The sequence below is a fragment of the Niabella digestorum genome (assembly GCF_036409055.1).
In the GTDB taxonomy this organism is placed as follows: domain Bacteria; phylum Bacteroidota; class Bacteroidia; order Chitinophagales; family Chitinophagaceae; genus Niabella; species Niabella composti.
In genome coordinates, this window is sequence record NZ_JAZGLY010000002.1 from 568,483 (window position 1) to 581,112 (window position 12,630).

The 12,630-nt window shown below is 41.4% G+C and carries 8 protein-coding genes and 1 tRNA gene; 6 read left to right on the forward strand and 3 right to left on the reverse strand.

Going from position 1 to position 12,630, the window contains the following annotated elements; genetic code table 11:
- Nucleotides 1-17: 17 nt before the first annotated feature.
- Together rsmI and V2H41_RS05120 are read left to right on the forward strand one after the other, a co-directional pair.
- Nucleotides 18-689, forward strand: coding sequence for a 16S rRNA (cytidine(1402)-2'-O)-methyltransferase (gene rsmI, locus V2H41_RS05115; RefSeq protein WP_330974056.1), 672 nt, complete (start codon nt 18-20; stop codon nt 687-689).
- A 96-nt stretch (nt 690-785) separates the two neighbouring features.
- Nucleotides 786-2,633 (forward strand): M1 family metallopeptidase, encoded by a 1,848-nt coding sequence (locus V2H41_RS05120; RefSeq protein WP_330974057.1) that lies wholly within the window; start codon nt 786-788, stop codon nt 2,631-2,633.
- Between the two features lie 69 nt (nt 2,634-2,702).
- On the opposite strand, the gene htpG is transcribed toward V2H41_RS05120, so the two are convergent.
- The 3 genes from htpG to V2H41_RS05135 form a co-directional block, all read right to left on the reverse strand.
- Entirely contained in the window at nt 2,703-4,589 is a 1,887-nt protein-coding gene (gene htpG, locus V2H41_RS05125; RefSeq protein ID WP_330974058.1) for a molecular chaperone HtpG, read from the reverse strand.
- Between the two features lie 82 nt (nt 4,590-4,671).
- Nucleotides 4,672-6,003 carry an MATE family efflux transporter gene (locus V2H41_RS05130; protein WP_330974059.1) on the reverse strand — a complete coding sequence of 444 codons (1,332 nt, stop codon included), beginning with the start codon at nt 6,001-6,003 and terminating at the stop codon, nt 4,672-4,674.
- A 69-nt stretch (nt 6,004-6,072) separates the two neighbouring features.
- Nucleotides 6,073-7,257, reverse strand: coding sequence for a thiolase family protein (locus V2H41_RS05135; RefSeq protein WP_330974060.1), 1,185 nt, complete (start codon nt 7,255-7,257; stop codon nt 6,073-6,075).
- A gap of 127 nt (nt 7,258-7,384) precedes the next feature.
- On the opposite strand from V2H41_RS05135, the gene V2H41_RS05140 reads away from it, so the two are divergent.
- From V2H41_RS05140 to V2H41_RS05155, 4 genes are all read left to right on the forward strand, one after another.
- Nucleotides 7,385-8,644 (forward strand): exo-beta-N-acetylmuramidase NamZ family protein, encoded by a 1,260-nt coding sequence (locus V2H41_RS05140; protein WP_330974061.1) that lies wholly within the window; start codon nt 7,385-7,387, stop codon nt 8,642-8,644.
- Nucleotides 8,645-8,723: 79 nt separating this feature from the next.
- Nucleotides 8,724-8,805 (forward strand) — tRNA-Leu (locus V2H41_RS05145).
- Nucleotides 8,806-8,988: 183 nt separating this feature from the next.
- On the forward strand, nt 8,989-10,356 hold the full coding sequence (locus V2H41_RS05150) for an alpha-L-fucosidase (RefSeq protein WP_330974062.1): 1,368 nt from the start codon (nt 8,989-8,991) through the stop codon (nt 10,354-10,356).
- A 267-nt stretch (nt 10,357-10,623) separates the two neighbouring features.
- A complete protein-coding gene (locus V2H41_RS05155) occupies nt 10,624-12,600 on the forward strand; it encodes an alpha-L-arabinofuranosidase C-terminal domain-containing protein (protein ID WP_330974063.1) in 1,977 nt (658 codons plus the stop codon).
- Nucleotides 12,601-12,630 lie beyond the last annotated feature (30 nt).

Sequence of the window (12,630 nt, forward strand, 5' to 3'; positions counted from 1 at the left end):
ATCAATTTCACTAGCTGATGTTATATCTTATTCCTACTCCTATTGGTAATCTGAAGGACATTACTTTAAGAGCCTTGGAGTTACTAAAGGAGGTGGATGTGATATTGGCTGAAGATACGCGTACCACCTCACATCTTTTAAATCATTACCAGATATCTAAACCACTTACGCCTTATCACCAGCATAATGAGCACAAAATAGTTGATCATCTGGTACAGCAATTGGCGGCGGGCAAAAAAATGGCATTGGTTACGGACGCTGGTACACCGGGCATTTCAGACCCCGCATTCTTGCTCGTACGTGCCTGCGTTCGTAATGAAATAAAGGTAGAAAGTTTACCCGGCCCTACTGCATTCGTGCCCGCCCTAGTAAATAGTGGACTACCTACTAACAGGTTTTCTTTTGAAGGATTTCTGCCACTTAAGAAAGGTCGTCATACCTTGTTGGAAAAGCTGAAAACCGAAGAACGTACCATGGTATTCTATGAATCGCCCATGCGATTACTTAGAACGCTCAGAGATTTTATCCAATATTTTGGAGGGGAGCGCCCCTGTAGTGTGAGCAGAGAGTTAACTAAGATGTTTGAAGAAACGCAAAGAGGAACTTTACAGGAAGTGGCTGACTACTTCAGTAAGAAAACAGTGAAAGGTGAAATCGTTATCGTTGTGGGAGGATATGAGAAATCTTAACTAAATAATATTTATTTTTAAAGGTATAAGATTGCGGTTGGGCCGCTACTGAAATTGCTCTTCAAGAATTAAGGATCCCCACAAATACTTATTTATATGACAAGAAAAAATACATTGCTTTTTCTGTTATCCTTGGGAACAGTTTTATCTCTTTCAGCTCAAAGTAATTACTGGCAGCAGCGTGTTCATTATGTAATGGATATAGACATGAATGTGCAAACGAATCGCTTTTCCGGTAAGCAAAAGCTGGAATATTGGAACAACTCACCCGATACTTTAAAACAAGTATTCTATCATCTGTACTGGAATGCTTTTCAGCCCGGTAGTATGATGGATGTGCGCAGTCAACGTCAGGGTAAGATATTAGTGAACAATCGTCCTGATTGGGATACCCGCGTGAGAGACCGTATTGCCAACCTCAAACCTGACGAAATCGGATATCAGAAAATACTTTCATTAAAAATGAACGGTGTACCTCAGCAATACGAAGTGCACGAAACCATATTAAAGGTAAACCTGAGCAAACCTATTTTGCCAAAGCAGAAAGTGGTTTTCGATATGGAATTTGAAGCGCAGGTGCCTTTACAGATTCGCCGAAGCGGTCGTGATAATCCCACTACTAAAGTACGCTATTCCATGAGTCAATGGTATCCGCGTATTTGCGCCTATGATCGTGAAGGATGGCATCCTACTCCTTATGTGGGTAGAGAGTTTTATGGTCCTTTCGGAACATTTGACGTAAATATCACCATCGATAAAAATTACATTTTAGGCGGTACCGGCTATCTTACCAACGCCCAGCAGATAGGATACGGATACGAAGCTTCGGGGACCAAAGTCGTACGGCCCGCAGGCGACAAGCTAACATGGAAATTTACAGCATCTAATGTGCATGATTTTATGTGGGCAGCAGATCCCGAGTTTGTTCATAAAACAAGAGTTCTTAAAGAGGGCATTACACTACGCTTACTTTACAAGCCGGCAGGTAAAGATCCTAAGGAGTGGGAAGCAATCTTGGATAAAGCAGAAAAAGCTTATCCTTATATAGCTAAACATTTTGGCGCTTATCCGTATAAACAATATTCTTTTATCACTGGAGGTGATGGAGGTATGGAATATCCAATGGCTACATTATTGGCAAGCCCCGGAGCTTGGTTGCACGAATGGATGCATAGCTGGTATCAGGGAGTGCTAGCTACCAATGAAAGTCTTTACGCCTGGATGGACGAGGGATTCACTTCTTATGCAGACGATAGGGTAGAGGCTTGGCTAAATGGAGATACAAGCGCTAGGCGCGTACCGGACTATTATAGAAGTTATTACTTTATTGTGAGAAGCGGTCTAGAGGAACCTCTTACTACCCATGCAGATCATTTCAATACCAATGCGGCGTATAGTGTGGCCAGCTATTCTAAAGGTGCTGTATTTCTTGAGCAGCTCGGTTATATTGTAGGTGCCTCTGTACGGGACCAGATTTTACTGGATTATTATAATAAATGGAAGTTTAAACACCCCGATGTCAACGATTTTATTCATGTGGCTGAACAGAGAAGTGGCCTGAAACTGGACTGGTACAAACAAAAATGGGTGCAAACAACCCAAACTATCGATTATGGTATTGATAGCGTGTGGGAAGAAAATAATAAAGTTCAAATTCGTCTACGCAATCATGGATTCATACCCATGCCGATTGATTTAGTGATAACTTCTAAGCAGGGAAGCAAAGAACTTCATTATATTCCGATGAATTTGATGTTTGGAGCCAAGCCTGTTGAGGATGCTTCTATTCCTAGAAAATTGTATCCGGCATGGCGCTGGACCGATGCTACATATACTGTAAGTACCGATTTAAAACTTTCGGATATAGCAAGGATAGAGATTGATCCTTCTCAAAGAATGGCTGATATCGAAAGAAAAAACAATGTGCTAGATTATACCAGATAGTTAGAAATGATTGACAGTAAAAACGCCGGCTTATACACCGGCGTTTTTTATTTAGGAGTAATATTGGGTTTAAATCATCTTCACGCTTCTTTCTACAAAGGCGGTTAAATCAGGGCCTGTAAGCATGCCCTGCGCCAGCAGTGCCAGATCAAAAGCTTGTTGTGCCAACGCTGCTTGTTTTTCCTTACTACTTTCGGATAGAATTTTTGTGGCCAAAGGATGGTTAGCGTTTACAGTTACTTTGTAGTGATCCGGCAAGGTGCTATAAAAGTCCATATTGCCTCCTAGAGCAGCCATATCTTTCATGCGACGTGTATATTCATCGATAGTGATGGTAACCGGTAAAGCATCAGCAGCGAGATTTTCCACACTGATTTCCATATTGGGTTTTGTAATGGCACTTTTGTATAGTTCCTCCAGTTGCTTAGTTTGTTCCTCACTGAGGCTGCTTTCAATCTTTTCGTCTTTGTCAATCAATTTTTCGATAGTGTCCGCATCTACTCGTTTGATATAGGTTTTTTCTAGTTCCCGTTCCAGGTGACTAATAAAGTGGTTGTCTACTGGCCCGTCGAGCAACAAAACATCATAGCCTTTTTTATCAGCGGCATTGGTATATGCATGTTGCTTTTCTGGATTCGTAGCATATAGGTATACAATATTATTGTTTTTGTCGGTCTGTTGCGGAGCTACTTTATCCCGATATTCGTTCAGAGTAAAGAATTCTTTTTTGATATTACTCAACAGCACAAAGTCTTTCGCGCGCTCCCAGAATTTAGGTTCACTAATAGCACCGTATTTTACAAATAAACCGATATCGCTCCATTTTTCTTCGTAAGCTTTTCGATCATTTTTAAATAACTCCGCCAATTTATCGGCTACTTTTCGAGTAATGTAGGTATTAATCTTTTTTACATTGCTATCCGCCTGAAGGAAAGATCGCGATACGTTTAATGGAATGTCCGGTGAGTCAATTACACCGTGCAACAACATCAGAAACTCTGGTACGATATCCTTCACATCGTCGGTAATAAATACCTGACGGCTGAAGAGCCTTATTTTATTGCGCTGTAGTTCAAAATTGTTTTTGATTTTCGGGAAATATAGTACACCTGTTAGATTGAATGGATAGTCTACATTCAGATGAATCCAGAATAATGGATCATCGGAAAATGGATATAACTCTTTATAAAAAGCTAAATAATCTTCATCTTTCAATTCGGTAGGAGCTTTGGTCCAAATAGGCTGTACGGTATTGATGATATTTGGAACTTCTACTTCTTTATATTTGGGTTTGCCTTCTTCATCTTCGCCATCGCGTTGGGTTTCGGTTCTGGTACCAAACTGTACGGGCACCGGAAGGAATTTGGCATACTTATCCAAAATTTCCTGAATCTTGTATTCTTCCAGAAACTCCTTGTTTTCTTCGTTGATATAAAGGATAACATCTGTACCTCGTTCAGAACGATTGCCAGCGTCCATTTCAAAATTGGTGCTGCCATCACAAACCCATTTAGCAGGTTCGGCTCCGGGCTGATAACTAAGGGTTTGAATTTCTACTTTATCCGCCACCATAAAGGCTGAATAGAAACCCAGTCCGAACTGTCCAATAATTTCATGGGCGTCTTTCGCTTCCTTATATTTTTCCAGAAACTCAGAGGCTCCGGAGAAAGCTACCTGATTGATGTATTTTTTTATTTCATCGGCAGTCATGCCTATACCATTATCCGAGATAGTAATGGTTTTGGCTTTAGCGTCTACTTTTACCTGTACTAACGGTTCTCCTAATTCGCCGTGAAACTGGCCTAGGGATACCAGTCTTTTAGCTTTTTGTATAGCGTCTACGGCATTTGAAACCAGTTCACGCAGAAAAATTTCATGATCGCTGTATAAAAACTTTTTAATGATGGGAAATATGTTCTCGGTATGTATAGAAATGGTTCCTTTCTCTTGTGCCATATTGAAAATTTTTATCAGGTATTATCAAATTTAATACCGCTACAATATCAAGGTCAGAATGTCATACCGAAATGCAAAATTTTCACCCCCGCCTGATTTTCTTCAAAAATCGCAACGTTAGGAATATGGCAGAAAAGCTAAGCCCGCTAATAAATCCGAGCCAGATACCTTTTTCTTTCCATCCGAAAGTAAAGGCCATGAGGTACCCCAATGGGATACCCAATATCCAGTAAGCAATAAATATAAAAATAGTAGGAACGTTCACGTCTTTAATGCCTCTACAGAGGCCGGCACTGGTAGCTTGTACCGCATCTGGAATCTGAAAAATAGCAGCCAGAAGTAATAGTGTAGCGGCTATATTGGTTACATGCGCTTCGTCGTTAAACAAAAATGGCAATTGGTTTCTAAAAAGCATAAACAGCGCACAACATATGGAACCATAAATGCAAGCCATGGCAATGGTACTTTTACCTATTATGGTTATCCGCTTGTAGTTAAGGGTACCATAAGCATGGCTTACTCTTATGGAGCCGGCCTGGGATAGTCCCACGGAAACCATAAAAGCAAATGAGGCACAGCTTAGCGCAATCTGATGCGCTGCTTGCTCTGCAGCCCCGATTGTACCTACAATAATCCCTGAACCGGCAAAGGCACCGGCTTCCATCCCTATTTGCAAGCTGCTAGGAATACCTATTTTCAATAATTGTTTTAAGGTGCTTCGTTTTAGGTACCATTGACTACGCGCAATAGCAATGTATTTTCTGAATATTTTATGTCTTAAAATAACAATAGCTAAAACAATGAAGATTGTGGTACGTGTAACGAGTGTGGCGTAACCTGCACCTATTAGTTCCATTCGAGGGAAGCCCCAGTTTCCGTAGATCAGCAACCAGTTGAGAAAAACATTTATCGGAATGGCTGCTATGGATAAGACCATGGCGGTTTTGGTGTATTGTAGTCCGTCAGTAAACTGTTTGAGCGTCATAAATAGCACCATGGGCACGATAGAAATGCTCATTAAGGTCATGAATGGCATTGCCAATGTCACAACCTCGGGGTCTTGTTTCAGGTGCAATAGGATATCTCGGTTAAATAATAATAGTGCCGAAATGAGGACACCACAAAACGCGCACAGCCAAAAACCATTATAGAAATAGTGAGATACTAAAGGTTTGTCGAATTTGCCGTGAGCCAGTGATACCATTTGTGCTACCGATATGGTTATACCAATGGCAAAGATGAAAGGTATGTTGATGACATTTAATACCAGTGCCGCAGCTGCTAATTGTTTATAACCGGTATAGCCGATCATGGCTGTATCGATGAGATGCAGACTCATCTGTGCCAGCTCACCGAATATTATCGGCAGTGCCAGTCGTAAGGTATTTCTGGCTTCTGTTTTATATGGACTCATAGAAGATTTTCGAGAAAGTAGGAATAACGTATAATGGCGGTAAATGTTTAAAACAATTCTCCGAAATTATCAAAGGGGTTCAATAACCATAGCGCTTGCTCCGCCCCCGCCATTACAGATTCCTGCGGCTCCATAACGTGCATGCCGCTGATGTAATATATGAATCAGTGTAACAATAATGCGGGCGCCGCTAGCTCCTAGAGGATGTCCCAAGGATACGGCTCCGCCATTTACGTTTACACGTGTAGGGTCAAGTCCCATTTGACGAATGTTGGCCACACCAACGACGCTAAAAGCTTCATTGAGTTCCCAGTAATGGATGTCTTCCATTTTAAGTCCGGCTTTGGCTACAGCTTTTGGTACGGCTAAGGAAGGGCTGGTGGTGAACCACTCGGGTGCCTGTTCTGCATCGGCGTAGGACACAATGCGGGCAAGGGGTTTAAGGCCAAGATCGTCCAGTTTTTGTTTACTACACAAAATTAGTGCGGCTGCACCATCGTTCATTGTACTGGCATTGGCAGCTGTTACGGTGCCGTCTTTTTTAAAGGACGGATTGAGAAGAGGGATTTTTTCAAATTTTACATTAAAGGGTTCTTCATCTTTTGTTACGAGTATTGGGTCTCCTTTGCGCTGCGGAACAGATACTGGAATGACTTCTGCATTAAAACGTCCTTCATTCCAGGCGGCCTGACTGCGCTTATAGCTTTCGATAGCAAATGCATCCTGGTCTTCGCGAGAGATATTGCATTCACTGGCACAAAGTTCGGCGGCTATTCCCATGGCCTGACCATTGTATACATCCAGTAATCCATCTTTGGCCAGCCCGTCTATCAGGGAAGTATCGCCGTATTTATTCCCCCACCGCATATTGGGTACATAAAAAGGAACATTGCTCATACTTTCCATACCTCCTGCAACTACAATGTCCGCGTCTCCTAGCAAAATGCTCTGCGCTGCTTGGGTAATGGCTTTCATTCCGCTGGCACATACTTTATTGACTGTAGTACAGTTGACTTTATCCGGAAGGCCGGCAAACTTTGCGGCTTGTCTTGCAGGGGCCTGTCCTAGATTGGCTTGTATAACACATCCCATTAATACATCATCTACCTGTTCGGGCTGGATACCTGCTTTTTCTAGTGCTCCCTTAATGGCGTGGGCACCCAACTGTGTAGCGGAGAGGTCTTTGAGTGTCCCGCCAAAGCTTCCTATTGGAGTACGTACAGCAGCGAGTATGTAAACAGCGTTGTTGCTCATAGATTATTCTTTAATACAAATGTAACTTTCTTTGGGCTTACGGAGAGACTTAAAGAATCGTTGCTTTTATCAAGACTTACCCCCAGTTATACGGACTTTTAAGTATTTTAGCATAAAACCAAGTGACATGAAAAATATTACTACTGTAAAAGTTCTTTCGGTGCTCTGCATTGTGACATTATCGGTGTTTATACTGAGTTTTAAAAATAAAAGAAGTAACGTGAGTGTGCCGGCAAGTAGTAATACCGTGTCAGAAGATAAACCCATACGAACAGGTGCGGAGCAAACAGAAAAGTATGTAGACTATCTAAGGGGTAAGCGGGTAGCGATAATGGCTAATCCCACCACTATCATCGGGAATAAACATCTGGTTGATAGTTTGCTTTCTCTGGGAATCAATATTGTAAAAGTGTTTGGTCCGGAGCATGGCTTCAGAGGCAATGCCAGTGCAGGTGTGAAAGTGAAGGATGAAGTAGATTCCGCTACCGGAATCCCAATTATCTCTCTATATGGGCCTCGCAATAAACCCACTAAAGAAGATATGGCTAACGTGGATGTGTTGATTTATGACCTTCAGGATGTAGGCGTGCGTTTTTATACCAATATTAATGCTTTGGCAAGATTGATGGAAGCGTGTGCGGAGAATGATAAGGAAATGTTGATTCTGGACAGACCCAACCCCAATGGATATTTGATTGATGGGCCCGTGTTAGATATGAAGTATAAATCGGGCATTGGTATGTTTCCCATACCGATTGCGCATGGCTTGACAGTAGCTGAGTTTGCACAAATGGTTAATGGAGAAGGATGGCTGGCAAATAAAGTAAAATGCAAGCTGAAAATAGTACCGGTAGAGAATTATCATCACGACATGCCTTATACATTGCCCGTAAAACCTTCGCCCAACCTGAATACACAACAAGCCATTATGCTGTACCCATCTACCTGCCTCTTTGAGGGCATTTATATTAATCATGGCAGAGGTACCATGTTCCCTTTTACGGTGCTGGGAAGTCCTGAACTAAAGGGTAAATACACTTTCTCTTACACGCCGGTATCGATAAAAGGCATGGCAGAAACTCCTTTGTTTATGAATCAGGTATGCTATGGTTTGGATTTGCGCAATTATGATGTGGAGCAACTGCGTAAGAGCAGAAAGATCAATATTCAGTGGGTGATGGAATTGTACAAAGCGCATCCTTATAAAGAGAAGTTTTTTGATTCCAAACTGAGCAAAGAAATGGGCGTGATTGAGCGACTAGTGGGCACAGGCGATTTTCGTCAGCAAATTATTAACGGTACACCCGAAGAAGAAATACGAGCAAGCTGGGAGCCGGGCCTAAGTCAGTACAAGGAAATGCGAAAAAAATACCTACTGTATCCGTAAGGAAATTTTTTAAAACATTCTTTTAGGAAATTCAAAATTTGATTTTTTTTTCTTAGGTTTGCGGCCCAATTCACGGGTAGCCCAGGTGGCGAAATTGGTAGACGCACCGTCTTCAGGTGGCGGCGCCGCGAGGTGTGCTGGTTCGAATCCAGTCCTGGGCACAAAAAGTCTCAGAATCTTCCTGGGACTTTTTTTTATTACTTATAGGTTTGCGAGGAAAAACTTCTCCTTCGAAATATCTTCTCTTCTAGTTTTTGTATATTCATTTTGTTAAGATGTGACGGTATTTTATGCCATATAAGAAATGTTACTGCCAGACCTTTCGTACGATTAAACAATGAATTATGCTTAAAAAAGTTTTGCTTGGATTATTCCTGTTCTCTTTACTGCTTGCTAATGCTCAAACTAAAAGCCTTACCAACGAACCTCCAGAAAGGAAAGCTCAGCGTATGGCATGGTTCACCAATGCCCGGTTCGGTATGTTTATTCACTGGGGGTTGTATGCACTGCCGGCGAGGCATGAGTGGATAAGAAACTATGAAAGAATTACAACAGAACAATATCAAAAGTATTTCGATTATTTCAATCCTGATCTATATGATCCTCGGCAATGGGCTAAGACTGCCAAAGCTGCCGGTATGAAATATGCTGTCCTTACTGCCAAGCATCATGAGGGATTCTGTTTGTTTGATTCTAAGTATACCGATTATAAAGCTACTAACACAGCGGCAAAGCGCGACCTTGTAAAAGAGTTTGTAGAAGCGTTCAGGGCCGAAGGCCTTAAAGTAGGATTTTATTATTCATTAATCGATTGGCATCATCCCGATTTTACAGTTGATCGTCATCACCCTCTAAGAGCCCGAAAAGAAGATGCTGCTAACGAAAAAGAATTAGCAGCATATTATGCCAAGCTGAATCAGGGGAAAGATATGAACCGTTACAGAGCGTATCTAAAAAATCAGATAGTTGAGCTGCTCACTAATTACGGGAAAATAGATATCCTATGGCTGGATTTTTCTTATCCAGGTGCTCATGGAAAGGGTAGAGATGACTGGGGCTCTGTGGAACTTTTGAAGACTATTAAAAAATTGCAGCCCCATATCATCATCAATAATCGGATGGATTTGAATGACTATACAGATGGTTTTGATTTCGAAACACCAGAGCAAGTAAAACCTTTAGAACTTTTAAAATACAAGGGAAAATACTGGGAAACCTGCCAAACCTTTTCCGGTTCCTGGGGGTATCACAGGGACGAAACAACGTGGAAGACCCAAAAACAGCTGTTGGATTTATTAATTACTTCTGTGGCTAATGGCGGGAATCTTATTTTGAATGTTGGCCCTACAGCACGTGGCGAATTTGATTGCAGAGCACGGCGTGCATTAGATAGCATGGCTTATTGGATGCATGCTCACAATAGAGCCATTTATAATTGTACCTATGCTCCTGATATATTTGCGCTTCCTGAAAGTATGAATGTTAGGTTAACTTATAATCCCGACACCAAACGGTTGTACTTGCACGTTTTTGATTATCCGGATGATCGTAAGCTCGTATTGCCCGGATATAAGGGTAAGATAAAATATGCGCAACTGTTGAATGATGCTTCGGAAGTGCGGTGTACGGAATCGGGAACAGATATTATACTAAATCTACCGAAAGAAAAACCTCCTTATGAGGTTCAGGTAATTGAATTATTTACGCAATAAATTGAGGAGTATTAATATAGGTATTGCTGGCCAAACTACACTATTCGTAATGTAAATTATGAGATGGTGTAAACAGTCTTAATTTTCCTTATATTTGCTATTAATTGTAAAAATGACAATTATTTGAGGCTTGAGGAACGAAAATGTTTAGTCAAGATGTGCGGTTGAGGTGTAAGCTTAAGCTGTAGTTGTTTGTAAAGGATTGCATTTGCCGGATTGCTTTGTCTGTTATAAAACTATTAATTGCCATGCATTAAATCATTTATCATGACTCTAATGAAAAAGTCGGGTGTCTTCAAACTGTTATGGTTTGTCGTAATGACGATAACCTGTTTATGCGGATATGGACAACCCCGAAACGCTAAAAAGATCAGTACAGATTTATTTGGTATTTTCTTTGAAGATATCAACTATGCTGCAGACGGGGGCTTGTATGCCGAGTTGGTCCAAAACCGTTCATTTGAATATAGTCCTACCGAACGAAGAGAATGGCATCCGCTTTCCTTCTGGGAATATGTAAATCCTGGCTATTCCTATGGTTATGTTTATGTGCAGACGCAAGACCCTCTTCATTCAAACAATCCTACCTATGTGGTGATTGATGTAGAGCATGTAGGTAAGGAAGCCGGTTATACCGGACTTTCCGGTGTGGGGCTAAAGAATCAAGGTTTTGCAGGAATGGTAGTAAAAGCCGGTGAGCAGTATAACTTCTCCATGTTTTCAAGATTGCTAAGCAAGGAGCCTATTACACTCAGTATTACCTTGCAAAATCCGCAGGGAGAAATTTTAGCAGAAAATACTTTGACGATATCAACTTCTAGCTGGACAAAATTGGACGTGCCATTAATAGCCAAAGCATCACATGATACTGCTAGCCTAACAGTATTGGCAACGACGAAGGGAAAATTTGCTTTAGATGTAGTGTCGCTTTTTCCAAAAAACACATTTAAAAATCGTCCCAACGGTTTAAGGCCTGATTTAGCGCAGGTTATAGCTGATTTAAAGCCTCGTTTTGTGCGTTTCCCGGGTGGATGCTTGGTACATGGAGATGGACTGGGAAATATGTATCGTTGGAAACAGACCGTCGGACCTATTGAGCAAAGAAAAGAACAACGGAATTTATGGGGATATCATCAGACGGGAGGTTTGGGATATTTTGAATATTTTCAGTTTTGTGAAGATATCGGAGCTAAGCCAGTACCTGTGGTGCCTGCAGCTGTAAGTTGTCAAAACTCCGGTGGAACGTGGCGTATAGGAGGCACCGGCCAAAAAGCCTTGCCACTCGATGAAATGCAGGAATATATTCAGGAAATACTGGACTTGATAGAATGGGCTAATGGTCCGGCTACATCAAAATGGGGGGCGGTACGTGCCGCTGCCGGACATCCGGAGCCTTTCAATCTGGAATATCTGGCTATCGGTAACGAAGAAAAAATTACTCCTGAGTTTGAGCAGCGTTTTAGAATGATCTATGAGGCTGTGAAGGCCAAGCATCCTGAAATTACTCTTATCGGAACTTCAGGTCCGTTTCACAGCGGTGAAGATTTCGATAAAGGATGGCAATTTGCAAATGAACTTAAAGTTCCTATTGTTGATGAGCATTATTATACCGATCCCAAATGGTATCTCTCCAACCATTATCGATACGATGCTTACGACCGCTCTAAAGGGAAGGTGTATCTGGGGGAGTACGCATCCTGGGGTAGTAAGTTGTATAATGCAATTGCAGAGGCGGCGTATATGATTGGGTTGGAGCGTAATGGCGACGTAGTAGTGATGTCATCCTATGCTCCTTTACTAGGTAAGATGGGTTTTACACAGTGGAACCCTGATTTGATTTATTTCGATAATAAAAATATTTATCCTACTATAAATTATTATGTTCAGCAATTGTTCTCAACTAATGCAGGTGATTATTATGTACCTGATGTAGTAGCGTTGAATAGGCGAGATTCAGTCATGGTGGCATCCTGTGTATATGATAGTAAAACAGGGGATGCAATTATTAAACTGGCCAATGCGGGAAAGGAAAATAAGAAAGTGAAAATAGATTTATCGGCATTTAAAAATATTCAGCCAGTTGCAGCGCGCACCGTTATTACTGGAAACGAGGATGACGAAAATAAATTCGGTTTGCCTTCTAAGATAGCACCAGTTACCGATTCTTATAAAGTCGCACGTAAGTTTGATTACGAAGTGCCTGCAATGTCGTTTGTACTTATCCGAATAAAAACAAAGAAGTAGTACGTATAAAGAAAATAAAAATCGTTTCTC

Bases quoted from the DNA above. Each gene is read 5' to 3' on its own strand.
- rsmI (WP_330974056.1), top strand. From the start codon at position 18: ATGTTATATCTTATTCCTACTCCTATTGGTAATCTGAAGGACATTACT.
- V2H41_RS05120 (WP_330974057.1), top strand. From the start codon at position 786: ATGACAAGAAAAAATACATTGCTTTTTCTGTTATCCTTGGGAACAGTT.
- htpG (WP_330974058.1), bottom strand. From the start codon at position 4,589: ATGGCACAAGAGAAAGGAACCATTTCTATACATACCGAGAACATATTT.
- V2H41_RS05130 (WP_330974059.1), bottom strand. From the start codon at position 6,003: ATGAGTCCATATAAAACAGAAGCCAGAAATACCTTACGACTGGCACTG.
- V2H41_RS05135 (WP_330974060.1), bottom strand. From the start codon at position 7,257: ATGAGCAACAACGCTGTTTACATACTCGCTGCTGTACGTACTCCAATA.
- V2H41_RS05140 (WP_330974061.1), top strand. From the start codon at position 7,385: ATGAAAAATATTACTACTGTAAAAGTTCTTTCGGTGCTCTGCATTGTG.
- V2H41_RS05150 (WP_330974062.1), top strand. From the start codon at position 8,989: ATGCTTAAAAAAGTTTTGCTTGGATTATTCCTGTTCTCTTTACTGCTT.
- V2H41_RS05155 (WP_330974063.1), top strand. From the start codon at position 10,624: ATGACTCTAATGAAAAAGTCGGGTGTCTTCAAACTGTTATGGTTTGTC.